The 21,264-nt window shown below is 73.6% G+C and carries 21 protein-coding genes and 7 pseudogenes; 12 read left to right on the top strand and 16 right to left on the bottom strand.

Annotated elements, in window-relative coordinates; genetic code table 11:
• Both QQK45_RS07820 and hrpA read right to left on the bottom strand, forming a co-directional pair.
• Entirely contained in the window at positions 1-1,194 is a 1,194-nt protein-coding gene (locus QQK45_RS07820; RefSeq protein WP_431310325.1) for a DUF3418 domain-containing protein, read from the bottom strand.
• Positions 1,174-3,434: pseudogene (gene hrpA, locus QQK45_RS07825) on the bottom strand (ATP-dependent RNA helicase HrpA); the annotation flags it as partial. The gene QQK45_RS07820 and the pseudogene hrpA, both read right to left, overlap by 21 nt.
• Positions 3,435-3,739: 305 nt before the next feature.
• On the opposite strand from hrpA, the gene QQK45_RS07830 reads away from it, so the two are divergent.
• Complete coding sequence (locus QQK45_RS07830; protein WP_284292771.1) at positions 3,740-4,015, top strand: FitA-like ribbon-helix-helix domain-containing protein; 276 nt, start codon at positions 3,740-3,742, stop codon at positions 4,013-4,015.
• A gap of 45 nt (positions 4,016-4,060) precedes the next feature.
• Positions 4,061-4,690: a nucleoside/nucleotide kinase family protein gene (locus QQK45_RS07835; protein ID WP_284292772.1), complete on the top strand. Its 630-nt coding sequence runs from the start codon at positions 4,061-4,063 to the stop codon at positions 4,688-4,690.
• On the opposite strand, the gene QQK45_RS07840 is transcribed toward QQK45_RS07835, so the two are convergent.
• Positions 4,666-5,010: a gamma-glutamylcyclotransferase family protein gene (locus QQK45_RS07840; protein WP_284292773.1), complete on the bottom strand. Its 345-nt coding sequence runs from the start codon at positions 5,008-5,010 to the stop codon at positions 4,666-4,668. The two genes, QQK45_RS07835 and QQK45_RS07840, sit on opposite strands and share 25 nt — an antisense overlap.
• Before the next feature lie 125 nt (positions 5,011-5,135).
• On the opposite strand from QQK45_RS07840, the gene QQK45_RS07845 reads away from it, so the two are divergent.
• The gene (locus QQK45_RS07845) at positions 5,136-5,567 is read left to right on the top strand and encodes an EF-Tu/IF-2/RF-3 family GTPase (protein WP_284292774.1); all 432 of its coding nucleotides are present in this window, start codon (positions 5,136-5,138) and stop codon (positions 5,565-5,567) included.
• Positions 5,568-5,571: 4 nt separating this feature from the next.
• A complete protein-coding gene (locus QQK45_RS07850; protein ID WP_284292775.1) occupies positions 5,572-6,165 on the top strand; it encodes a TMEM175 family protein in 594 nt (197 codons plus the stop codon).
• Positions 6,166-6,287: 122 nt separating this feature from the next.
• Here QQK45_RS07850 and QQK45_RS23085 read toward each other — a convergent pair.
• Positions 6,288-6,488, bottom strand: a pseudogene (locus tag QQK45_RS23085) (universal stress protein); the annotation flags it as partial.
• Complete coding sequence (locus QQK45_RS07860) at positions 6,485-7,183, bottom strand: universal stress protein (RefSeq protein ID WP_284292777.1); 699 nt, start codon at positions 7,181-7,183, stop codon at positions 6,485-6,487. The pseudogene QQK45_RS23085 and the gene QQK45_RS07860, both read right to left, overlap by 4 nt.
• 154 nt (positions 7,184-7,337) lie before the next feature.
• On the opposite strand from QQK45_RS07860, the gene QQK45_RS07865 reads away from it, so the two are divergent.
• Entirely contained in the window at positions 7,338-8,021 is a 684-nt protein-coding gene (locus QQK45_RS07865) for a response regulator (protein WP_284292778.1), read from the top strand.
• On the opposite strand, the gene QQK45_RS07870 is transcribed toward QQK45_RS07865, so the two are convergent.
• The 8 genes and pseudogenes from QQK45_RS07870 to QQK45_RS07900 form a co-directional block, all read right to left on the bottom strand.
• The gene (locus QQK45_RS07870; RefSeq protein ID WP_284292779.1) at positions 8,012-8,302 is read right to left on the bottom strand and encodes a sensor histidine kinase; all 291 of its coding nucleotides are present in this window, start codon (positions 8,300-8,302) and stop codon (positions 8,012-8,014) included. The genes QQK45_RS07865 and QQK45_RS07870 overlap by 10 nt on opposite strands.
• Positions 8,303-8,334: 32 nt before the next feature.
• A complete protein-coding gene (locus tag QQK45_RS07875; protein WP_284292780.1) occupies positions 8,335-9,165 on the bottom strand; it encodes a GAF domain-containing protein in 831 nt (276 codons plus the stop codon).
• A 65-nt stretch (positions 9,166-9,230) separates the two neighbouring features.
• Entirely contained in the window at positions 9,231-9,785 is a 555-nt protein-coding gene (locus tag QQK45_RS07880; RefSeq protein ID WP_284292782.1) for a hypothetical protein, read from the bottom strand.
• Positions 9,786-9,919: 134 nt separating this feature from the next.
• A pseudogene (locus QQK45_RS07885) lies at positions 9,920-10,974 on the bottom strand (LLM class flavin-dependent oxidoreductase).
• 7 nt (positions 10,975-10,981) lie between these two features.
• On the bottom strand, positions 10,982-11,623 hold the full coding sequence (locus QQK45_RS07890; protein WP_284292784.1) for a diacylglycerol kinase family protein: 642 nt from the start codon (positions 11,621-11,623) through the stop codon (positions 10,982-10,984).
• A gap of 60 nt (positions 11,624-11,683) precedes the next feature.
• Positions 11,684-11,752, bottom strand: a pseudogene (locus QQK45_RS23090) (hypothetical protein); the annotation flags it as partial.
• 308 nt (positions 11,753-12,060) lie between these two features.
• Positions 12,061-12,684, bottom strand: a pseudogene (locus QQK45_RS23095) (phosphatase PAP2 family protein); the annotation flags it as partial.
• Between the two features lie 69 nt (positions 12,685-12,753).
• Positions 12,754-13,266 carry a hypothetical protein gene (locus QQK45_RS07900; RefSeq protein WP_284292786.1) on the bottom strand — a complete coding sequence of 171 codons (513 nt, stop codon included), beginning with the start codon at positions 13,264-13,266 and terminating at the stop codon, positions 12,754-12,756.
• Positions 13,267-13,368: 102 nt separating this feature from the next.
• Here QQK45_RS07900 and QQK45_RS07905 point away from each other — a divergent pair, with 102 nt between their 5' ends.
• Entirely contained in the window at positions 13,369-13,692 is a 324-nt protein-coding gene (locus tag QQK45_RS07905; RefSeq protein ID WP_284292787.1) for a DUF2087 domain-containing protein, read from the top strand.
• Here QQK45_RS07905 and QQK45_RS07910 read toward each other — a convergent pair.
• A complete protein-coding gene (locus QQK45_RS07910) occupies positions 13,673-14,836 on the bottom strand; it encodes a hypothetical protein (RefSeq protein ID WP_284292788.1) in 1,164 nt (387 codons plus the stop codon). The two genes, QQK45_RS07905 and QQK45_RS07910, sit on opposite strands and share 20 nt — an antisense overlap.
• Before the next feature lie 36 nt (positions 14,837-14,872).
• Here QQK45_RS07910 and QQK45_RS07915 point away from each other — a divergent pair, with 36 nt between their 5' ends.
• The 3 genes and pseudogenes from QQK45_RS07915 (at position 14,873) to QQK45_RS07925 (ending at position 17,016) form a co-directional block, all read left to right on the top strand.
• The gene (locus tag QQK45_RS07915) at positions 14,873-15,283 is read left to right on the top strand and encodes a MerR family transcriptional regulator (protein ID WP_284292789.1); all 411 of its coding nucleotides are present in this window, start codon (positions 14,873-14,875) and stop codon (positions 15,281-15,283) included.
• Positions 15,284-15,317: 34 nt separating this feature from the next.
• Positions 15,318-16,340, top strand: a pseudogene (locus QQK45_RS07920) (aldo/keto reductase).
• Between the two features lie 379 nt (positions 16,341-16,719).
• On the top strand, positions 16,720-17,016 hold the full coding sequence (locus QQK45_RS07925) for a hypothetical protein (RefSeq protein WP_284292790.1): 297 nt from the start codon (positions 16,720-16,722) through the stop codon (positions 17,014-17,016).
• Here the strand turns inward: QQK45_RS07925 and QQK45_RS07930 are convergent.
• Together QQK45_RS07930 and QQK45_RS07935 are read right to left on the bottom strand one after the other, a co-directional pair.
• The gene (locus tag QQK45_RS07930) at positions 16,964-17,437 is read right to left on the bottom strand and encodes a hypothetical protein (RefSeq protein ID WP_284292791.1); all 474 of its coding nucleotides are present in this window, start codon (positions 17,435-17,437) and stop codon (positions 16,964-16,966) included. The genes QQK45_RS07925 and QQK45_RS07930 overlap by 53 nt on opposite strands.
• 12 nt (positions 17,438-17,449) lie before the next feature.
• Positions 17,450-17,848 (bottom strand): hypothetical protein, encoded by a 399-nt coding sequence (locus tag QQK45_RS07935; RefSeq protein ID WP_284292792.1) that lies wholly within the window; start codon positions 17,846-17,848, stop codon positions 17,450-17,452.
• Here QQK45_RS07935 and QQK45_RS07940 point away from each other — a divergent pair.
• From QQK45_RS07940 to QQK45_RS07950, 3 genes and pseudogenes are all read left to right on the top strand, one after another.
• Positions 17,841-19,643 (top strand): PASTA domain-containing protein, encoded by a 1,803-nt coding sequence (locus QQK45_RS07940; RefSeq protein WP_284292793.1) that lies wholly within the window; start codon positions 17,841-17,843, stop codon positions 19,641-19,643. The two genes, QQK45_RS07935 and QQK45_RS07940, sit on opposite strands and share 8 nt — an antisense overlap.
• A 74-nt stretch (positions 19,644-19,717) precedes the next feature.
• Positions 19,718-20,187, top strand: a pseudogene (locus tag QQK45_RS07945) (aminoacyl-tRNA deacylase).
• Between the two features lie 43 nt (positions 20,188-20,230).
• A complete protein-coding gene (locus QQK45_RS07950; protein ID WP_284292794.1) occupies positions 20,231-21,250 on the top strand; it encodes a Dyp-type peroxidase in 1,020 nt (339 codons plus the stop codon).
• Positions 21,251-21,264 lie beyond the last annotated feature (14 nt).

Genomic DNA, 21,264 nt, shown 5'->3' on the forward strand with positions numbered 1-21,264 from the left:
TCAGAGGGCCAGCCGGAGACGACGGCAACTTCCCTGACGAGCACCGAAGCCCCGCCTGAAGCGCCCCCTCCGTCGCCCCCGGCTCGCCCGCCCCAGCCGCGGAAGACTCCGCAACCGCAGCCTCCAACGCCGCCCGCACCGCAGTCCGCACAGCGGCCTCCGCCCGCGACGCGAGACGACGCTGCAGCCCCAGCAGGTCCTTCCCCTCGCCGAGGACCGTCGCCACCCCCGCTCCGGCTCGGACAGCACGCGGTAGGTGACGCGCAGGTGCGCGGGCAGCCGTTCGGGGACGCCGACCCACGCGTCGTCGGGGATGTCGACGTCGCGCAGGTCGCGGACGGCGCGCGTGAACGCGACGCGGAAGGGTTCGGCCATGTCCCCGGCGCGCGCCATGTCGTCCCACTCGGGCCTGTTGGCGCGCAGCCAGGCGGCGACGTCGCGGCCGACGTCGGGCGCGGGGACGAGCTGGACGCGCACCGGCTTGGGGAGGGCGCGGATGGTGGCGACGGTGAGCTCGTCGAGGAGACCGGGGACCATCCAGTCGAACCCGTCCGGCACGACGCGGTTGAGGACGGAGATGGGGAGGTGGACGGTGACGCCGTCGGCGTCGGTGCCGGGGGAGAACTGGTAGGTGAGGGGGAGCTCGAGCTCGCCCTGCGGCCAGCGCTCGGGGAAGAGAGAGGTGTCGATCTCGTCGGCGGTGGGGACGAGGAGGTCGAGCGTGAACGTCAGGAGGTCGGGGTCGCGGCGTCGGGCTCCCTTCCACCACTGGTCGAAGTGCCGCGCGGACACGACGTCGTCGGGGATGCGCGCGTCGTAGAAGTCGAACAGGACGTCGTCGTCGACGACGAGGCCCCGCTGTCGGGAGCGGGCGGCGAGCTCCTCGGCTTCCTCGAGGATGCGCTGGTTCTCCGCCCAGAAGCGGTGGTGCGTCGTCCACTGGCCTTCGACGAGCGCGTGCCGGACGAACATCTCCCGCGCCGCCTCCCGGTCGACGCGCGAGTACAGGACCTGGCGGTCCGCGACGGTCGGCACCCCGAACAGCAGCACCTTCTCCCGGACCGTCGCCGCACCCCGCTTCGACGACCACGACGGCTCCGAGTACGTGCGCTTCACGAGGTGCGCGCCGACCTCCTCCGCCCAGTCGGGCTGGATGCGTGCCACGTCGCGGGCCCACAGGCGGCTCGTCTCCACGAGCTCGCCCGCCATGACGAACGCCGGCGGCTTCTTGTTCAGCGGCGAACCCGGGAAGATCGCGAACCGGATCCCCCGCGCGCCCAGGTACTCGTTGCGGGCCTGGCGGGCCATGCGCTTGAGCTGGGCGGCGTCCCGGCCCGTGCGGGCCGACGCCTTGATCTCCGCCGTCTGCTGCATCCCCACCTGCGAGAGGAGGCCGGCGAGGAGCGCCTTGTGAATGGTGTCGCCGTCCCAGGCGCGCTTGTAGGGGTCGGAGCTCGAGGTCGACGGGGTGCTTCCGGCGGCGGGGCGGGCGGGGGCTGCCCCCGACGTGCTCGGCCTACCATCCGCCTCGCTCGTTCCTCGCTCGGCTCCCGCCAGTCCCACCACGGCCTTCGCATCGTCGGGCGCAGCCCCCGCCCGCCCCGCCGCCTCGGGCGTTCCGCTCGCCTTCGCGTCCGCGTTCACGCGCGTGGTCGCCGAGGGTGACGCGCCGTGGGCTCGGGCTGGGTCGCCCCAGCGGATGCCCAGGGGCTTGGAGGTGTCGCGGAGCTGGGTGACGAGGTCCTGCCACTCGCGGATTCGCAGGAAGTTCAGGTACTCCGAGCGGACGCGTCGGCGGAACTGGCTGCCCGAGAGGTCGTGCTGGAGCTCGCGCGCGTACGACCAGACGTTGAGGTACGTGAGGAAGTCGGACGTGGGGTCCTGGAAGCGCGCGTGGAGCTGGTCGGCCTGGGGACGCTCCTCCGTGGGGCGTTCGCGGGGGTCCTGGATGGAGAGGGCCGCGGCGATGATCGTGACCTCGCGGGCGACGCCGCGGCGCGCTCCTCGACGATCATCCGGGCCAGGCGCGGGTCCATGGGGAGCTGCGCGAGCTGCTGCCCGACGTCGGTCAGGCGGGTCGCGCCGTCGGCCTCCTCGAGGGCGCCCAGCTCGGTGAGGAGCTGCACGCCGTCGCGGATGGCGCGCGTGTCGGGCTGGTCGACGAACGGGAACCGGGCGACGTCGTCGGGCGCGGAGACCACGCCGACGGAGATCATCTGGAGGATCACGGACGCCAGGGACGTGCGGAGGATCTCGGGCTCGGTGAAGGGCGGGCGCGCGTCGAAGTCGTCCTCGGAGTAGAGGCGGATCGCGACGCCGTCGGACACGCGGCCGCACCGGCCCGAGCGCTGGTTGGCGCTGGCTTGGCTGATCGGCTCGATGGGCAGGCGCTGCACCTTCGACGCCCGCGAGTACCGCGAGATGCGGGCCGTGCCCGGGTCGACGACGTACCGGATGCCGGGGACGGTCAGCGACGTCTCGGCGACGTTCGTCGCGAGGACGATGCGCCGCCCGGGGTGCGACGCGAAGACGCGGTGCTGCTCGGCCGCGGACAGGCGCGCGAACAGCGGCAGGATCTCGACGTAGCCCGGCTGGCGGGCATCGTGCGTGCGGTCCCCGAAGTGGCCGGTGAGGGCGTCGGCGGCGTCGCGGATCTCCCGCTCGCCCGACAGGAACACCAGGATGTCGCCGGGGCCCGGGTCGTGGCGGGTGCGGTCGTGGGCGATGAGCTCGTCGACGGCGTCCACGATGCCCGTGACGAGGTCGCGGTCCTCGCGCTTCCTTCCGTCCGCGGTCGCGTCGCCCGTGAGAGGCCGGTACCGGAGCTCGACGGGGTACGTGCGGCCCGACACCTCGATGACGGGCGCGGGGGCGCCGTCGGACCCGAAGTGCCTCGCGAACCGCTCGGAGTCGATCGTCGCGGACGTGATGACGAGCTTGAGGTCCGGCCGCTGCGGCAGCAGGCGCGACAGGTACCCGAGCAGGAAGTCGATGTTGAGGGACCGCTCGTGCGCCTCGTCGACGACGATCGTGTCGTACGCGAGGAGCTGCGGGTCCCGCTGGATCGCGGCCAGCAGGATGCCGTCGGTCATGACCTTGACGAGCGTCCCGTCTGACGACTCGTCCGTGAACCGGACCTGGTAGCCGACGATCTCGCCGAGCGGCGTCCCGATCTCTTCCGCGATGCGCTCCGCGACGCTCCGGGCCGCCAGACGACGCGGCTGCGTGTGCGCGATCTGGCCTGCCCGCCCGCGCCCCAGGTCGAGGAGGATCTTGGGAAGCTGCGTCGTCTTCCCGGAGCCCGTCTCGCCCGCGACGATCACGACCTGGTGGTCCCGGATAGCCTCCGCGATCTCGTCGCGGTGCGCGCTCACCGGGAGCTGCTCGGGGTACGTGATGGGCGGCACGACGACGGCGTCGCGCCTCGCGCGCATGCGCTCCAGGTGGGCGGTGCTCACGCGGGGCGTCGTGGGCCGGTCGCTGCGGGGCCCGTTGCCGCGGCGGCGGTTGCCGCGCCTCGACCGACCGCCCGACCGCCGGCCAACCTCGGGGCGCGCGACGTCCGCGTGCGCGTCGCCGCCGGCGTCAAGGCGCGCTCGACGGCGCTGCCCGGGGTCGGGCGTCGGGGTGCGGGGTTCGGTGCTCACGGGCTTCCATTCTCTCAACTCGTGGCAACCTCATTCGCCGCCGCGCCACTTGCTAGCGTTGCTGTCAATGCTGACATGAGCGAGATGGCCACATGTCGACCATCACGGTCCGAGGTCTCGACGACGACGTGAAGCAGAAGATCCGGGTCCGGGCCGCGGCGCACGGGCGCTCGATGGAGGCCGAGGTCCGGGAGATCCTCACCGAGGCCGTCTCGGTGCCGAGCCCCGCGGAACGCAAGCTCGGTACGTGGCTCGTCGAACAGCTCGGCGGGCTCGCGGGGGATGATCCGAGTCTCTTCGACGTGCGGCAGCACGACGCTCCCCGGACACCGGACTTCTCCGGGCATGAGCTCGGGGGCGACGAGTGATCGTCCTCGACACCCCCACGAGCTCGTAGACCGAGGGAGGAACAGGTGAGTGATGACCTCGATGCGGTTGTCGAGCGGCTGACGCGCGCCATCCCGCAGGACACGTCGGCGCGGGTCGCCGTCGACGGCATCGGGGCCAGCGGCAAGACCCGCTTCGCGTCGAGCCTGACCGAGCGCGTCACCGGTCGGCCCGTCGTCGTCCTGCACGCGGACGACTTCTTCAACCCGCCGTCCGTGCGTCACGCCCGGGGGAGGAGCTCCCCGGAGGGGTTCTGGCTCGACGCGTACGACCTCGGCGCCCTCGCCGCAGCGGCTCGCGAGCCGCCGGGTGCGACGCGCGACGCGCTCGTCCTCGTCGAGGGCGCGTTCCTGCACCGCGACGAGCTCGTCGGGCTGTGGGACTTCTCGGTCTTCCTGGACGTGCCGTTCGCCGAGGCGGCCCGGCGGATGTCCGAGCGGGACGGCCTCGCGCCCGACGACCCCCGGCACGGGCGCTACGAGGGCGCGCAACGGCTCTACTTCGCGGCCGCCGGGCCATGGGGGCGCGCGTCGCTCGTGGTCGACAACACCCGTCCCGACAGCCCGAGGCTCGTCGAGCCGGCCCGGTCCGCTGCCGCGGCCGCAGTCGCCGCGTCCACTGCGGGGGGCGCTCAGGCGTCGTCGGCCGCCACGTAGACCCACGCCTCGCGGCCCGAGGCGAGCGTCGTCCGGGTGCGCACGTAGTCGTCGACCTCGTACGCGTCCGCAGCGGTGAGGTCGTCCGGCGTGACCTCGAGTGCTGTCCCCGCGACCTGGTCGCGTGGATCGTCGGTGCGTACGAGGACGGGGTGCTCGTCCGAGCCCGACTGTGCGACGACGGCCGGGTCCGTGATCCGGACCGTCCCGAGACGGAACCCGGGGAGTGTGTCGTTGGTGCCGTCGAGCAGTCGGCCGAAGTTCGCTCGCTGTACGGTCGGCAGGCGCAGGGTCCCGTAGGAGAACAGCAGCTCGGTCACCGGCTCAACCTACGGTGTCGGGAGACTCTCTCGGGGACCGGCGCCGTCACAGCCCGGGGTGCCTGCGGCTCGGCATCCCGCGCGGTGCGACGGGACCGCCTGCCCTCGTGTGGCAGGCTCGTCGCATGGGACTGTTCCGGCGTAGGCGTGAGCCCTTCCTCACCGCATCCCCCGACGCACCCGTGCCGGGCATGATCGGTGCGCACGAGGCGGCCGTGCCCGCCGTGCCGGCGCCGTCCGACGTGACGCTGACGTCCACCGCGTCGACGGCGGACCTGACGTCCGTCCCGTTCTCGTTCACGGTCGAGGACGTGTTCTCGATCACCGGGCGCGGCACCGTCGCGACCGGCACGGTCGCGGAGGGCACCGCTCACCGAGGGGACGCCATCGAGGTGGTGCGGGGCGGGACCGTCGTCGCGCGGACGGCGATCGACGGGATCGAGCAGTTCCGCAGGCGCACCGACACGGCCACCGCCGGTGACGCCGCCGGCATCCTCCTCCGGGGTGTCAGACGCGACGAGCTCGAGCGCGGCGACGTGTTGCGCAGGGCGGGCTGAGGACGTGGGCAAGTCCCGGCTCGAGGCGTTCAGCGACGGCGTGCTCGCCATCATCATCACGATCATGGTGCTCGAGCTCCGCACCCCCGAGGGATCCTCGTGGCACGACCTGCGCGAGGTCGTGCCCACCTTCCTCACGTACCTGCTGAGCTTTGTCTATGTGGGGATCTACTGGAACAACCATCACCACCTGCTCCAGCTCGTGTCGAAGGTGAACGGAACGGTTCTTTGGGCAAATCTCCACCTGCTGTTCTGGCTCTCGCTGCTCCCGTTCACGACGTCGTGGATGGACGACACCGGTTTCGACCCGGTCCCGACGGGGGTCTACGGCATCGACCTGCTCGCCGCGGCTGCCGCGTACTGGCTCCTGCAGCGGACGCTCATCCGCGGGCAGGGACCGGCCGGTCCGCTCGCGAGCGCGATCGGCGCCGACCGCAAGGGCAAGCTCTCGCCGGTCGCCTACCTGGCGGGCATCATCGCCTCGTTCTGGGTGCCGTACGTCGGCGTGGCGCTGTACGCGGCGGTCGCACTGCTGTGGCTCGTGCCGGATCGCCGGGTGGAACGATTCGTCACCGAGCACGGGGCGTCCGAAGGCTGATCGCTCGAGTGCTGCGCCCCGCGTGCCGGGCTGCCTGCCTCGGACGGCTGCGGGTGCGGGAGCGGTACTACGACGACGGGGCACGGTGCGCGGCCGACGACGGCGTGGCTCACGGGACCGAGCGGGACACCGGCGCCGTGGCTCAGGCCGCGTGCCCCGACGACGAGCAGCGACGCCTGCCGGGCGGTGGCGACGAGGGCCCGCCCGGGTTCGGCGTCGACGACGCGCACGTGCAGGGGGACCGTGTGCTCGCGGGCGTGCACGCGGTCCCGGGCCGCGGACTCGACGGCGCGACGAAGCAGCAGGGCGTCGCGTGAGGTCAGCTGCCCGGCTGCGCCTCGCCCGGTCCGCGGCCGCGGATCGCCGAGACCCGCGAGGGGAGACGGTGCCGGCCCGCGACGACGACGGTGAGCCCGGTGTCGCGGAGCGCGGCCTCGTCCAGGGCGCAGGCGACGGCCGCCTTGCCGTGGGCCGAGCCGTCGAACCCGACGACGACCGACCCCGCGGGCGCCGCGTCGAACCGCTGGCCGTCGCCGTCGCCGGTCAAGGGCAGCGTCCCGGGGACGACGACCGTCGGGACCGTGTTGTGTGCGGCGACACGGATGCTGGACGAGCCGAGGAACGCGCCGCCGACGGCACCGATGCCCTCACGACCGAGCACGACGAGCTGGACCTGCGGCAGCTCCTCGGCGGCCGCGCGGAGCAGCGTGTCGAACACGGGCCCGGTGCGCAGCTCGGTCCGGACCAGGACGCCTGGTTGCCTCTCGTGCACGCGTCGTACCGCGGCGGCGAGCACCGCAGCCCCGAACCGCGCGACGCTGGGGTCGGGATCCGCGTAGTCCCCGGCGACGAACGGCTGCTCGAGCAGGGGCGCGTACTCGCAGTAGACGACGAGGAGCTCGCACTCGCGGGCCGCGGCCTCCTGGCCCGCCCAGTCGAGCGCTCGCCCGCTCGCGGCGGACCCATCGACGCCGACGAGGATCGCGGAGCCGCCGCTGCCCGGGTCGTCGTGGTTCATGGTGCGCCTCCTTGTTGCTGCTCGCTCCTACCGGTCTACCCGGGTTGTCGTCACACCCTCGACGGGCCGAGGTCCTGTCGGCGCGGGACCTTGGTCCCGTCCGGTGCCGCGTCGTGGTCGCGAGCGGGGGCGTGGCACGCGTAGCGTCTGGACCGTGGCCGAACCGATCCGTGTCTTCCTGCTCGACGACCACGAGGTCGTGCGCCGGGGCGTCGCAGCGCTGCTCGAGGCCGAGCCCGACATCACCGTGGTCGGGGAGGCGGGCACCGCGGCCTCGGCGCTGGCGCGAGTCCCGGCCGTGCGCCCGGACGTGGCGGTGCTCGACGTGCGCCTTCCTGACGGCTCGGGGGTCGAGGTCTGCCGTGAGCTGCGTTCGTCGCGGCCGGACCTCGCGTGCCTGATGCTCACCTCGTTCTCGGACGACGAGGCGCTGCTCGACGCGGTCCTCGCCGGTGCCGCGGGCTACGTGCTCAAGCAGATCCACGGCAGCGACCTCGTGGGCGCCGTCCGGACTGTGGCTGCGGGCGGGTCGCTGCTCGATGCGGCGAGCACCGCACGGGTGATGCAGCGGCTGCGCGAGGCGAGCCGACGCAACGAGGAGGAGGACCCGCTGCGGGCGCTGACGCCGCACGAGCGACAGATCGTGTCGCTGATCGGGGAGGGGCTCACGAACCGTGAGATCGGCGCTCGGCTGTTCCTGGCCGAGAAGACGGTCAAGAACCACGTCTCGCACGTCCTCGCGAAGCTGGGGCTCCAGCGGCGCACCCAGGTGGCGGTTCTCGCGACCGAGCGCAGGGCGGCACGGACCGACGACCCCCGACGCGGCGCTCAGCGCTGAACGGGACCGTCCACGGGGACCGTCCAGCGCAGCCGGGTGCCCGTTCCCTCCTCGGTCTCGACGGTGAGCAGACCGCCGAGACGCTCGGCGCGGCTCGCGAGGTTGCGCAGCCCGCTCTCGTGGCCTCCTCGCTCGAAGCCCACCCCGTCGTCCGCCACTTCGAGCACGACGGCGTCCCGATCGACGCGCAGCTCGACGGCCACGTCGCGGGCCGAGGCGTGGCGGCCCACGTTGGTGAGCGCCTCGCCGAGCACCACGACGAGCTGGTCCGCGACCTCCACGGCGACCTCCGTGCCCGGTTCGCTGACCACGGTCACCCGGGGCGAGAAGCCCAGGACGCGGCGCGCGGCCGCGGCGACGTCCGCGACGCGCTCGGCGAGGGGAGCGCGTCCTTCGACGGATTGCTCCTCAGGTCCGAGATCGTCGTGCGGATCTCGCTGATGGTCTCGTCGAGATCGGTGACGGTGGCCTCGACGACGGCCCGGACGTCGTCGGACAGGCGAGGGACGACCGACATGAGGCCCAGGCCCGCGGCGAACAGGCGCTGCACGACGACGTCGTGCAGGTCGCGCGCGATGCGCTCCCGGTCGTCGGCGACGGCCGCCTCGCGGGCCCGGTGGTGGAGCCGCGCGTTCTCGATCGTGGCCCCGGCGGCGGACGCGAACGCGACGACGACGCTCTCGTCCTCGGCGCCGAACGGCGCTCCGCCGGCCTTGTCGGTGAGGTAGAGGTTCCCGTAGACCGTGTCGCGCACCGTGATGGGGACACCGAGGAACGTCGTCATCGGCGGATGTCCGGCGGGGAGCCCCGCCGCCCGTGGGTCGCGCGCGATGTCGTCCGCGCGCACCGGGCGGGCTTCGTCCATGACGAGCCCCAGGAGGCCCTCGCCGTGCGGCCAGTGGTCGATCCGGGCGATCTCGTCCTCGGTGAGGCCGTGGGGGAGGAAGCGTTCGAGGCGGGTGCCGTCGTAGACGCCGAGCGCGCCGTAGCGCGCCCCCGTCATGGTCATGGCGCCCTCGACGATGCGGGCGAGGATCGTGTCGAGGTCGAGGGGGCTGGTGATCGCCACGAGCGCGTCGACGAGCCGCTGGGTCGCGTCGCTCCCCAGCGGCTCGGCGTGCGCGGAAGGTGCGGTGTCGGCCACGGTCGGAGTGTCGCACACGAGGACGGCCCAGGGCGGGGCCGTCCTCGTGCGCCGTTCAGGGGTGGTCAGGCGAGCCAGCGGAACCGCTGGACCATCTTCGTGCCCTTCCACCAGGTGCCGAGCCCGTACGCGTCGCCGGCGCCGACGAGCACGACGACCAGGATGCCGAGCGCCTCGATCACGTGGTCGTCGATGACCGGGTTCGTGGTCAGCGGCAGCGACGCGAGGTACATGAACGTGAGCATCGCGAGGCTCGACACCGCCGCGATCCGCATGCCGACGCCGAGGATCAGGGCGACGCCGATGCCGAGGAGGCCGATCATGAAGAGCCAGTCGACCGCCGTGTTGCCTGCGATCGAGTTGAAGACCCCCTTGAAGGGACCGGCGACGCCCTTGAGGTACCCGGTGGTCGGGCTGCCGCCCCGGATCCAGGCCTTCGCGGTCGGGGTCGAGAAGTGGAGTCCGAAGGTCTTGTCCAGGAAGGCCCACAGGAAGTAGAACCCGAGGACCACGCGGGTCAGTGCGAGCACGACCCGGGTCGGGGTGTTGGCGACCGCGACGAGCGGCGTCTTCCACGCGCCCATGCTGGGCAGTGTGTGCGAGCGTTCCAGCGTGCTCATGATCGTTCCTCTCATCGACCGGTTCTTCGGTGTCCCCGGCTTCTGAGAAGAGTCTTTCGCCCTGGGGTCGACCGATCCTGAGCCCAAGGTCGCGGACGGGTGGGACCTTGGTCCCCGCGTAGCGGCCGCCGTCCTCAGTTCGCGTCGGCCAGGAGCTCCCGGACCCGCGGGGCGACCTGCGTCCCGTAGAGCTCGATCGACCGCATCAGCGTCTCGTGGGGCAGCGTCCCGGTCGAGTACTTGAGGTCGAACCGGGTCGCGCCGAGCCGGTCGACGGTCGCCGCGATCTTCTGGGCCACGGTCTCGGGCGACCCGACGTACAGCGAGCCGTCGGGCCCGACGTCGTGCCGGAAGCGGGAGCGCGAGTAGGGCGGCCAGCCGCGCTCGGCGCCGATCCGGTTGTTCGTCGCCTCGAAGTGCTCGTAGATCTCCTCCCGGGCCTGCTCGTCGGTCTCGGCGACGTGCCCGGGGAGTGGACGCCGACGCGTCCCGGCCCGCCGCCGGGTTGTTCCGACCACCCGAACTCGCCGAGCGCCCGCCAGTAGAGGTCCACGTAGGGGCGGAACCGGGCGGGTTCGCCGCCGATGATCGCGAGCATCATGGGCAGGCCGTAGCGCGCGGTCCGCACGACGGACTCGGGCGACCCGCCGACGCCGATCCACGTGGTCAGCGAACCTCGTTCGGTCTTGGGGTAGACGTGCTGGTTCTTCAGGGAGGCGCGCTTCGACCCGGCCCACGACACGGCCTTCTCGGTGCGCAGCGCGTCGAACAGCTCGAGCTTCTCCTCGAACAGGTCCTCGTACTCGGTGAGGTCGTACCCGAACAGCGGGAACGACTCGACGAACGACCCGCGGCCCAGGATCACCTCGGCGCGCCCGTCGGACACGCCGTCGAGGGTCGCGAACCGCTCGTACACGCGCACCGGGTCGTCGGACGACAGCACCGTCACCGCGGAGCCCAGCCGGATCCGTTCCGTGCGGCCGGCGATCGCGGCGAGCACGACCTCGGGCGCGGAGACCGCGAAGTCGGCGCGGTGGTGCTCCCCGATCCCGAAGAAGTCGAGGCCCACCCGGTCGGCGAGGACGGCCTCCTCGACGACGTCGCGGATCACCTGTCCTGCCGGTCGAGGGGTCCCGTCGGGAAGGGCGGTGACGTCACCGAACGTGTCCAGGCCGAGCTCCAGCGTCATGTCCGCCTCAACTCTCCGGGTCCGGTTGCTGTTCCGCGGGTGCGTAGACGCGCAGCGCCCCGGGCCGCAGCGCGAGCCGCACCCGCACCCGGGCGTCGTCCGACGGCGCACCCTCGCCCGACGACGCCGGCTCGCCCAGGGTGAGGGTCTCGCCGTCGTGCGCGACGACCGTCCCGGCGGGAAGCTCGAGCTCGAGGGTGTCGACCTCGTCGGCGGCGGTCGCGAGCCAGGCCCGGGTCCGGGGGATCCGGGACGCGAGGCGCGACCCGACGCCGTCGAGCACGGTGCGTGCGAGGACGCGGGTGCGGCTCGGTCGGCGCTCGGCGAGGGCGGCGCGGACGTCGAGGATGCCGTCGTCGAGGCGGGTCCGCTCGACGGGCGCCGGGCCGCGCGGCGCGTACCGGTCGATCCCGGCGAACAGCGACCAGACGGCCCGCTCGCCCAGCGGACCCTTGACGGGCAGCGGCTCGGCGCCGGGCAGGGTCTGGGCCGCCGCGACGACCGCGGCCGCCCACTTGCCGAGCCGCGACTCGAGCCGTTCGCGCCGCGCCACGAGGTCCGGGTACGCGCCGACCGCGAACGTGTTGAGGACGGTCCGGGTCACGCGCTCGTCGCCGGGCACGTGGACCTCGAGGTCGCCGACGTCCACGACGACGCCCGTGCCGGATCGGACGGCCTCCGCGACGAGCGCGACCGGGTCGTCCACGTCCCGTCCGTCGAGGTGCACGGCCTTGGCGAAGTGGTTGAGCGTCCCGCCGGGGAAGACGACGAGCGGCACGTCGCCCGAGCGCGCCGCCGCAGCGACCGAGCCGACCGTCCCGTCACCCCCGAGACCCCGACGGCCCGGGCGCCGTCCTGGACCGCGTCCGCGACGAGGCGCGCGACGTCGTCGTGCTCGGCGAGCTCGTGGACCTGCGCCTCCGGCAGCGCGGACCGGATCGCGGCGCCCAGGTCGGTGTCGTCGGGGCCCGAGGCGGGGTTCACCACGACGAACAGCCCGGCGCCGTCGGGCAGCGCGGGGACGTCCGCGGCCGGAGCGGGCGCCGGTGGCGGCTCCTGCCGGACGGGCCTCGGCACCACGAGCCGTCCCACGGCCGCGACGCCGACACCGATCGCGAGCCCACCTGCCACGTCCGAGAACCAGTGCGCCCCGACGTGCAGCCGCGAGTACGCGACGGCCGCCGCCAGCGGGGCGAGCGCGGCCCCCGCCGCCGGCCACTCGGTCGCGACCCCGAGCGTGAACGCCGCCGCCGACGCGCTGTGACCCGACGGGAACGACCCCGACGTCGGCGGGTCGGTCAGGTGGCGCAGCACGTCCAGCCCGGACGCGGCGGGCCGCTCGCCGCCCAGCAACGGCTTGGCGACCAGGTTCGCGACGGCGCTCGCGGCCGCCAGCGTCGCGGCGCCCCGGACCGCGGCCCGGCGCCCGGTCGGACCCGTGGCGGCGAGCCCCGCCCCGACACCGGCCCACAGGACGGAGTGGTCCGCGAGCCGGCTGAGCCCGCGCAGCGCCTTGTCGGCCGCGCGGCCGAGGTCGAGGGTGTCCGTGCGGACGGCGACCTCACGGTCGAGCCGGGCGAGCGCGGGCCACCGCTCGTGCGGCGCGAACGGGCCCTGACGTCCGCGCGAGGAGAGCGCCAGCCGGGCGCGGACCCAGGTGCGCCGGGCACGCGACCCGACGGCGTCGGCGGTGGTCACGGTCGAGGTCACGGTCCGACGCTACGCACGACGGCGGCTCCGCGCTCGGGCGCGGCGCGGGGGACAGATGGAGCGGAGGGCTCAGGCCTGGCCGAGCCGGAGAGCGTCGAGGTGGGCGAGGAGCTCGGTGAGCGACTCGCCGACCGCGCCGCCGCCGACCGGGCCACCGCTGAGCTTGCCGCGCACGTGCCGCACCTGGGCAGCCGCAGCCTCGAGCGCGACCTGCGCGTCGGACAGTGCGACGGCGGCGCGCGCCTCGTCGGCGGCGTCGACGACGTCCTGAGCGGCACCGGCGAGCGCCTCCTCGGCGGCGACGGTCGCGGCGCGGGCGGACTCGACCGCGTCGGTGACCTCGGTGGCGAGCGCCCCCGAGAGGGCATCGAGCTCGCCGTCGACCCGGGCGAGGTCGACGTCGAGCGCGGCGGTCTGGGTGCGGGCGTCGTGCAGGGCGGTGGCGAGGGCCTCGTGGCCACCGCCGAGGAAGAGGAGGGCCGCGACGGCGAGGAGGCCTGCCGCTGCGTAGCGCGCCGCGAGAGACGTCGTGGCCGCGTCCTCGCGCCACGACATCGGGCCTGAGGTCAGCGGCGACGTCACGGCACAAGTCTGCCGTGCTTTCCTGCGAGAAGACAGAGTGAAAACAGAGTAGGGGTTACAAACTCGTGGAGGTTCGGTGGAGGGCGGTGCGAGAGTGGTGCCGTGAGCACTCCTGACCCCACCCGGTTCCTCGTGCGCGGTCGGCTCGAGCGTCTGCCGCGGCGCGCCGCGGACCGCGACCTGCTGTTCGCCTACGTCGCGACCCGGGTCCTCGTGCTCGACGAGCCCGTCACTGAACGCGAGCTGACCGACCGCCTCGCGACCTTCGTCGACGACCCCGTCGGCGTCCGGCGTGACCTCGTCGACCGGGGCCTCGTGACCCGGACGCGTGACGGTGCGACCTACTGGCGGACGCTCGTGACGGTGTTCGACGAGCTCGGGGACGGTCGCGGCCCGGACGAGCCGGTCAGCCCACCGTCTTCGTGATCGACGTGGCCAGGCTGTCGAGCTGCTTCTGGACGTCGTCGATGGTGGCCCGGGCCTGGCTCGTGGTGGGGAGCTTGCCCTTGAGCGTCTCTAGCTTGGTTCGGGCGTCCTCGAGGTCCGCGTAGGCGTCGTCGAGCTTCTGACGCGCGGACGTCGACAGGGTCGACGTGGACTTCTGCGCCTCGTCGAGCGCCTTGCGCGCCTCGTCGCCGGCCTGCTGCGCCTGCTGGAGCGCCGCGTTCCCCTGGCTCTTCATCGACCCGAGCTGGCTGCCGAGGCGCTGCACGTCGGACGTGATCTGCTGCGTCTGCTCGCTCGCGTCCTGCACGAACTGGCGCACCGCGTCCGTGTCGACCGTCCCGTCGCCGGTGCACGCCGCGAGCGGTGCGACCAGGGCCAGCCCGACGACGGCGCCCACGACGCTGCGGCGGCCGTCCCATGCGTGCCTGCCCGCGTTGCGGCGCTCCGGGCGGGTCGCGGCGGCGGACGTGACGACGTCGAGATCGGTGGGCATGGGTCCATCGTGCCGCAGCGACCTGGGAACGCTGTGACCTTTTTGTGCCGGTCCTGCGTGGCTAGTGCTCCGTCGCGGCGGGCCCGTCCCCGACCGCCAACGTGACGAGGGCACGCGCGGTGAACAGCGCGAACGTCGACCCGGCGAGGACCCCGACGAGCGCGCTGGGCGCGAGGCTCGACCCCGGCCCCACACCCAGGAGCCCACGGCGAAGCCGACGAGGAGCACCGCGAGCACGACGAACCCCGTGTCGTGGAAGACGCGCGCGAGCGGGACGAAGTGGATCCCGACGACGCCGCAGATCCACGCGCTCACCCAGGCGGCGTTGCCGGTCCGGGCCAGCACGACCGCCCCGGCCGCGCACAGGACGGCCTCGATCGCGACGATCACGCCGAACCGGACGCCGTCGGACGACGTCGCGAGTGCCGTCGGCGTGTCCCACCAGCGGACACCCAGGACGCCCCCGACGACCGCGGCCGCGAAGCAGAGCCCGGACGCGATCCCGAGCGGGAGGCGCCACGACGCGGGCGGTGCCTCCTGCGCCCAGCCGAACCAGGCGAACCCGGCGATCCCGAGGACGGCGGCGGTGAAGGCGACGTCGCGGTCCGTGGCCGTGCTCAGCAGGTCCATGGGCCGTCACCCTAGCGTTCGGCGCACACTGGGAGAGTGACCACCACCACGGCCGCCCTCGGCGGCCTCAGCATCGCCGACGCCGCCGCTGCGACCGGGCTCACCGTCCACACGCTGCGCTACTACGAGCGCGACGGGCTCATGCTGGACCCGGTCGACCGGGCGCCGTCGGGCCACCGCCGGTACTCGCCGGCGGACCTCGGCTGGATCGTCATGCTGACCCGGCTCCGGGCGACGGGCATGGGCATCGCCGAGCTCCGGGAGTACGCGGCGCTGTGCCGCGAGGGCGACGGGAACGAGGAAGCGCGACTCACCCTGTTGCGCGCCCACCGCGACCGGGTGCTCGCGGAGCTCGAGGCGACGCGGGAGAACCTGCGCGCGATCGACGCCAAGATCGGCATCTACGAGCAGCGGCTCGTCTGCTTCGACCTGGAGGGGCGGGGTTGACCTCGAGCGCGCTCGAAGGTCCACGCTCGACGGCATGACCACCACGCTCTCCTCCCGCGTCCTCGGCGCCGGCGACGCCGCGCTCACCGTCTCGGCCCTCGGCCTCGGCTGCATGGGCATGTCCGCGTTCTACGGCGCGTCCTCGGGCTCCGGCTCGACGACGGACGCCGAGTCCGTCCGGACGATCCACCGCGCGCTCGAGCTGGGCGTGCGGTTCTTCGACACCGCCGACATGTACGGCCCGCACACGAACGAGGAGCTGCTGGGCCGGGCGCTGCGCAGCTCGGGGTGGACCGGGACGACGTCGTGGTCGCCACGAAGTTCGGCATCAAGGTGACCGGGCCCCGCCCCGTGGACCGCGGGTTCGACGGCAGCCCCGCGTACGTGCGCGAGTCGATCGACGGCAGCCTGCGCCGCCTCGGGCTCGACCACGTGGACCTCTACTACCAGCACCGGGTCGACCCGACCGTCCCCGTCGAGGAGACGTTCGGTGCGCTGGCCGAGCTCGTCGAGGCCGGGAAGGTGCGCCACCTCGGGATCTCCGAGGCGGGCGCGTCGACGATCCGTCGGGCGCACGCCGTCCACCCGTTGACGGCCCTCCAGACCGAGTACTCGCTGTGGAGCCGTGATGTCGAGCCCGAGATCCTGCCGACCCTGCGCGAGCTGGGCATCGGGCTGGTGCCGTACTCGCCGCTCGGCCGGGGTTCCTCACGGGTGCCGTCACGCGCGACCGGCTGGGCGACGGCGACTTCCGGGCGAGCAACCCCCGGTTCGCCGGGGAGGCGTTCGACGCGAACCTGGCGCTCGTGGACGTCGTCCGCGGGATCGCGGAGGGCTCGGCGCCACGCCGGCGCAGGTCGCGCTCGCGTGGGTCCTGGCCCAGGGCGACGACGTCGTGCCGATCCCGGGGACGCGGCACGAGCGGTACCTCGAGGACAACGTCGGGGCCGCTGCGGTCCGCCTGTCCGACGCCGACCTCGCCACCCTCGACTCCGCCTTCCGTCCGGAGAACGTCACCGGGGAGCGCTACGAGGACATGTCGGCCCTGGGGCGGTGACGGGGCGCGCCGGGTCGCGTCGGAGGCTCGGCGACCGCGCGGTGGCGTCCGGGTGAACTCTTCTGGATGGCAGCGTTGTCACGCAGTCATCTCGAGGACGTAAGGTGCATCCCGTGGGACGCGATGTAGCGCACGACGCGAAGATGGCGCAGGCTGGGAACGGCGCCTCACGTGTGACCGCGGTCACCGGGCGCGACGCCACGTCTACCAGGGGAGTCATGCAGACCCGTCCCACCACGCGCAAGCGGTCCGGCGGTCCGGCCCGCCGGGCGAGCGTCGTCGTCGCGCTCGCCGCCGCAGCCTCCTCGGAGCCCTCGGCGCCGCGAGCGCCCAGGGTGTCGGGGCCCACGTACCGGCTGGGGCGTCGTCCCCGTCGGTCATGGGACCGACGACGACCGGCGGCACGACGGGCGTGAGCGTGAGCGCGACGACGACCACGCCGCACGTCGCGACGGCCCCCACGCCCGCGCTCGACCGGGACGACGTCCTCGCGCTCCTCACCCGCGCCGACGACTACGTCGCCGCCCACATCGAGGCGGTCGGCGGCCCCGTCGCCCAGGCGGCGAGCGAGACCGGGATGCTCCTGGTCACCTACGACGCGCAGGTTGCCGCGACCGCCGCGCTCACGCCCCCGTCGACCTGCCGGTCAGCGCGCTCGAGCCGCCCGACCCGCTGACGACGTCGCCGTGGGACAAGGCGGTCGGGAAGACCACGGCGAGCGCCGACCACGAGGCCACGCCGACGACGGACGCCACCGCACCGACATCGACCGAGAGTCCCGCGCCCTCGAGCACGTCGTCCCCGACCAGCACGGCGTCCCCGACCCTGCCGAGCGACGGTGCGACCACGGGGGTCCTGGCCGCGGAGGGCGCCGCTCCGACGGGCGCGCTGCCGACACCCGGGTCGACGCCGACGGACACCGCGGCCGACGCCCCCGCGGGGCCGGACGACCCGGCCGGCGTGGCTGCGGACGCCGACCCGTCCACGACCGGGGACGTGCCGCAGGCGAACCCCACGAGCCCCGCCGGGACGCTCGACGACGGCACGGCCGACTCCCTGATCCCCGACCCGGCGACGACGGCGGTCCAGGGCAGCATGCCGTCGGTGGATCAGCCGACGAGCCCGTCCGCGACCCCTCCCGGCGCCACCCCGACCGCGGTGCCGACCGGGGCCGCCCCGACGGAGGCTCCGTCCCCCGCGCCGGCGTCGGACGTTCCGACCGCGGGACCGACCCCGGGACCGACGGTCGCGCCCACCAGCCCGGCCGGCACGGTCCCCGCGCCCTCGGACGACGCGACCACGACCCCCGGCACGGTACCGACGACCGGCCCCGACGGCTCCGTCGCGACGCCTATCGCCCCGCCGACCGCCGCCCCGACGGACCAGAGCACCCCGTCGAGCGACCCCACCCCGTCGGCGACGGCGACGCCCGGCACGGGGACGGATGCGTCGGCGCCCTCCGGGCCGTCGTCGGCAGGGACTGGATCCTCGGCCCCCGGCGTGAGCACGGCCGCCACCACAGACCCGCTCGCGGACCCCGACGAGCAGGGCGGTGCCACGCCCGTGACCTGGGACGACGTCGTCGCTGCCGCCGAGCGTCTCGCGACCGTCCTCGACGCGGCCGAGGCCGCTGACGTCGAGGCGGACAGCCTGGCGGAGCCGGGCGCCGTCGACAACGTGGGCACCGCGCCCCTCACCGGTAGCCTGGCCGACCAGCTCACGACGCTCGTCGACCGCTACGGGACCAGCATCGACGGGTACAAGAACGGAGAGCTTCCCGACTCCGTGCTGTGCCCGTTGGACTTCGCACCCGGCCACAGGCTGCGCTGCGACGCGGCGAACCGGCTCGAGGCGCTGAGCGAGCTCTTCGAGAAGCAGTTCGGGCACCCGATCCCGATCACGGACTCCTACCGTCCGCTCGCGGTCCAGATCGAGCTCCGCAAGACCAAGCCCGACCTTGCGGCCGTTCCGGGGACGTCGAACCACGGCTGGGGCATCGCCGTCGACATGGGCTATCCCATCTCGACGGGTCTGTCCGCCGAGTACCAGTGGCTGCGTCAGCACGGCCCCGCGTACGGCTGGGACAACCCGTCGTGGGCGCACCTCGACGGCAGCAAGCCCGAGCCGTGGCACTTCGAGTTCCACGGGGGCGGCCTGCTCCCGACAGGGACTCCCGTCACGGACTACACCGGGGTCTCCGCCCCGGTCGACGTCGAGGACGCGCCGCAGGCGCCGTCGGACCGCACGACCACGCCCACGACGCCGGAGCCCGCTGCGGCGACCATCGTGGTCCCGAAGGGCCTCGTCGGGCAGCCGTTCGCGACGGTGCAGAAGAAGCTCGAGGGTCTCGGCCTGAAGGTCGCGAAGCCGACCAAGGCGTACTCGGCCACCGTGAAGGCGGGCTCGGTCCTGCGCGTGACGCCCGGATCGGGCAGCAAGGTCAAGGTGGGTTCGACCGTCCGGGCCGTCGTGTCGCAGGGCCAGAAGCCCGCGACGACGGTGAAGATCCCCGACGGGCTGGCGGGTCAGCCGCTCGCGACGGTGCAGGCCAAGCTCAAGGCCCTGGGCCTGAAGGTCGCGGACCCGACGACGGCGTACTCGGACGACGTGCCGAAGGGCTCGGTCGTCAGCACGACGCCGGGCGCGGGCACCGCGGTCAAGGCCGGCTCGACGGTCCAGGTCGTCGTGTCGCAGGGCCAGAAGCCCGCGACGACGGTGAAGATCCCCGACGGGCTGGCAGGTCAGCCGCTCGCGACGGTGCAGGCCAAGCTCAAGGCCCTGGGCCTGAAGGTCGCGGACCCGACGACGGCGTACTCGGACGACGTGCCGAAGGGCTCGGTCGTCAGCACGACGCCAGGTGCGGGCACCGCGGTCAAGGCCGGCTCGACGGTCCAGGTCGTCGTGTCGCAGGGCCAGAAGCCCGCGACGACCGTGACGATCCCGACCGGGCTCGTGGGCCAGGACGCCGACGCGGTGCAGGCGGCGCTCGTGGACCTGGGGCTGAAGGTCGTCGTCGACCCGACCGAGCAGCCGTCGGACACCGTGCCGGCGGGTGGCGTGCTGAGCTTGACGCGGGGCGACGGCATCGAGGTGGTCGAGGGCTCCGAGGTCGATGCGGGCTCGACGGTCACGATCGTCGTCTCGTCCGGGCCGGACGGCAGCGACCCGACCCCCGCTCCCACTCCCACCGGCACCCCGACGCCGACGCCGACCGGCGACACCGCGACCAGCGCACCGACCGGGGGCACCACCGACCCCACGGCCGCCCCCACGGAGGCGGCGCGCGAGGCGGACACCGAGTGACGTCGTCGGGCTCTCGGCGATCGCACGGGTAGGCCCGGCTGACGCGTCCCGCCGCACGACCTACGCTCGGTGACATGAGCACCGAGACCGTCGTCGCCGCCCTGGACGCCACCGGGATCCCGTACGAGCTGACGCAGCACACGCGGGCGCGCTCCTCGTCGAGGCGGCCGAGCTCCAGGGCGTCGAACCGAGCCGAATCGTGAAGACGCTCGTCGTGCGCCGCGGCGACGACGACTACCTGTTCGTCCTGGTCCCGGGCGACCGGACGATCTCGTGGCCGAAGCTGCGTGCGCTGCTCGGCGTCTCGCGGCTGTCGATGCCGGACGCCGCGGTCGCGAAGGACGTCACCGGGTACGAGCGCGGCACGATCACGCCGTTCGGCGCGACCCGCGCCTGGCCGGTGGTCGCGGACGAGCGCGTGGACGGCACGATCTCGCTCGGCGGCGGGGCGCACGGGGTCGGAGTCCGGCTCGCGGCGGACGACGCGGTCCGCGTCCTGGGGGCGACGGTCGCGGACGTCACGGACGAGGCTCCGGCGTCGTGATGGCACGGGTGCAGGGCGTCACCGCACGTGAAAGGCTCGTGCCGTGCCCCTGAACGCGATCGAAGGGACCGGCACCGCGCCGGGTGTCCCCGCCGACGTGCCCGAGTCGCAGGCGGTGCTCGGCACGCTCACCTCGTCCGCCGTCTTCCTCGTCGTGAGCGTGCGCGACACGCCGGGCGCTGCTGACCGTGTGCTCGACGTCGCCGCGGACGTCGGCTCGCTCGTGCGGGCGGTGGGCTTCCGGCAGTCGGAGGGAGGCCTGACGTGCATCGTCGGGCTCGGGTCGCGGTACTGGGACCGGGTGCGACCCGACGGGCCGCGTCCGGCGCACCTGCACCCGTTCCGTCCGATCCAGGGCGCCAGGCACGACGCAGTCGCGACGCCCGGGGACGTGTTCTTCCACGTGCGGGCGAACCGGGCGGACCTGGCGTTCGAGCTGACGCGGTTGCTGATGGACGCTTTGGGTGACGACGTGCAGGTCGAGGACCACACCGTCGGGTTCCGCTATTTCGACTCGCGCGATCTCCTGGGCTTCGTGGACGGGACGGAGAACCCGACCGGCCGCGACGCGGCCGCCGCGTCGATCGTGTCGCTCGAGGACGAGCCGGACTTCGCGGGCGGGAGCTACGTCGTCGTGCAGAAGTACGTGCACGACCTCGCGGCGTGGCACGCGATGCCGGTCGAGGAGCAGGAGCGGGTGATCGGCCGCACGAAGCTCGACGACGTCGAGCTCGACGACGACGTCCAGCCGACGAACTCCCACGTCACCCTCAACACGATCGTCGACGAGTCCGGGGAGGAGCACGACATCCTCCGCGACAACATGGCGTTCGGTGACCCGTCCGCGGGCGAGTACGGCACGTTCTTCATCGCCTACGCGGACGACCCGACCATCACCGAGCTGATGCTCGAGCGCATGTTCGTCGGCGCGCCCCCGGCAACTACGACCGTATCCTCGACGTCTCCACCGCCGTCACGGGCTCCCTCTTCTTCGTCCCGTCCCTCGAGCTCCTGGAGTCCTTGGCGGAGGGCGACGACCCGACGGTCACGTCGGCGGACCTGAAGCGGGTGTCGGAA

It is taken from the genome of Luteimicrobium album (genome assembly GCF_030161555.1).
Classification (GTDB): Bacteria; Actinomycetota; Actinomycetes; order Actinomycetales; family Cellulomonadaceae; genus Luteimicrobium; species Luteimicrobium album.

Bases quoted from the DNA above. Each gene is read 5' to 3' on its own strand.
- QQK45_RS07930 (WP_284292791.1), bottom strand. From the start codon at position 17,437: ATGCTGCCCTGGACCGCCGTCGTCGCCGGGTCGGGGATCAGGGAGTCG.
- QQK45_RS07860 (WP_284292777.1), bottom strand. From the start codon at position 7,183: ATGAACCACGACGACCCGGGCAGCGGCGGCTCCGCGATCCTCGTCGGC.
- QQK45_RS07880 (WP_284292782.1), bottom strand. From the start codon at position 9,785: ATGAGCACGCTGGAACGCTCGCACACACTGCCCAGCATGGGCGCGTGG.
- QQK45_RS07925 (WP_284292790.1), top strand. From the start codon at position 16,720: ATGGGACCGACGACGACCGGCGGCACGACGGGCGTGAGCGTGAGCGCG.
- QQK45_RS07910 (WP_284292788.1), bottom strand. From the start codon at position 14,836: ATGGACCTGCTGAGCACGGCCACGGACCGCGACGTCGCCTTCACCGCC.
- QQK45_RS07845 (WP_284292774.1), top strand. From the start codon at position 5,136: ATGGGACTGTTCCGGCGTAGGCGTGAGCCCTTCCTCACCGCATCCCCC.
- QQK45_RS07830 (WP_284292771.1), top strand. From the start codon at position 3,740: ATGTCGACCATCACGGTCCGAGGTCTCGACGACGACGTGAAGCAGAAG.